1 protein-coding gene is annotated in these 1,327 nt (G+C 63.4%); it reads left to right on the top strand.

Annotated features, from left to right (window positions below; genetic code table 11):
• Positions 1 to 1,327, top strand: a 1,327-nt coding sequence (locus HB675_RS25670) for an autotransporter outer membrane beta-barrel domain-containing protein (protein WP_213881965.1), incomplete at both ends; no start/stop codon positions are given.

Raw genomic sequence — 1,327 nt, 5'->3', positions numbered from 1 at the left:
CCACCGAGGCACTGGACGCCACCCACTTCGGCAAGCTGGTGGTCACCGGCACGGCGACCCTGCCGGACCAGGCCAAATTCGATGTCGACGTGGTCAACAGCGGCCAGTCCTTCCAGGGCGCCACGTTGGCCAGCGTGTTGAGCGCCGGCACCTTGAACTCCAACGGCACCTATGCGGTGACCAGCAACTCGGCGCTGTATAACTTCAGCGGCGTGAAGGACGGCAACAGCGTCGACCTGGTGGCCGCGCCCAAGACCACCACGGCGGTGACCAATGCAGTGGCCGGTATCAGCACCGCCAACCTCAGTGCGGCCCGCGTGCTGGACAGTGCGATTGCCACCAACAGCAGCCTGACGCCGTTCTTCGTCGGCGCCACCAGCGGCAGCAGCGTGGCCAGCGCCATCTCGCAGACCCTGCCGTCCAATGCGGCAGCCGCCACCGAAGTCAGTCAGTCGACGCTGTCGACCATTGCCGACGTGGTGCAGTCGCGGATCGATGCCAACACCGGTCTGGCGTCCGGTGATGGTTTCTACGGCGACAAGAACCTGTGGATGAAGCCGTTCGGCTCATGGATCAATCAGAGCCAGCATGGCAACACCCCGGGCTATGACGCCACGGTGTACGGCATGGCGTTCGGTCTGGACGCACCGGTCAACGAGCTGCTGCGCCTGGGCGTGTCGTTCTCTTATGCCAATGCCGACACCAACAGCAAGGCCGACGTTTCAGCTCAGAGTGCGAAGGTCGATCTCTATCAACTGATGGGTTATGGCAGCTACACCGTCGCGCCCAACACCGAGTTGAGTTTCCATGCCGGGGTGGGCCAGAACCGCAACGACGGCAAGCGCGACCTGAGCCTCAACGGCATCAGTGGCCAGGCCAAGTCCAATTATGACAGCCGTACGGTCACTGCCGGTGTGGCGTTGGCCAAGGCCTACGACATCAGCCCGACCACGCGCTTCATCCCGTCGGTGCGGGCTGATTACACCTGGTTGAAAGACGACAGCTACCACGAGAGCGGCAGTGCGGCGATCAATCCGTTGCTGCTGGATGTGGATCAGCACCAGACCGATCAGTTGATCCTCGGGCTGGACGGCAAGCTGGTGCACGAGGTCATTCCGGGGACGCAGCTGACTGCCAACCTTGGGGTGGGCTATGACGTGATTCATGACGACTCGATGCTGACCTCCAGCTATGCCGGGGCAGCGGGCAACACCTTCAACACCGTGGGGCAGAGCTCCAGCCCGTGGCTGGCGCGGGGTGGCGTCGGGGTAACGACCAGGATCGCGCAGAACGGCACCGAGTTGTCGGTGAACTACGATGCCGAGGC

The organism is Pseudomonas sp. dw_358 (assembly GCF_018449655.1).
Classification (GTDB): Bacteria; Pseudomonadota; Gammaproteobacteria; order Pseudomonadales; family Pseudomonadaceae; genus Aquipseudomonas.
The sequence above is the reverse complement of the archived record's forward strand: the minus strand, read 5'-3'. Positions and strand labels throughout refer to the sequence as shown.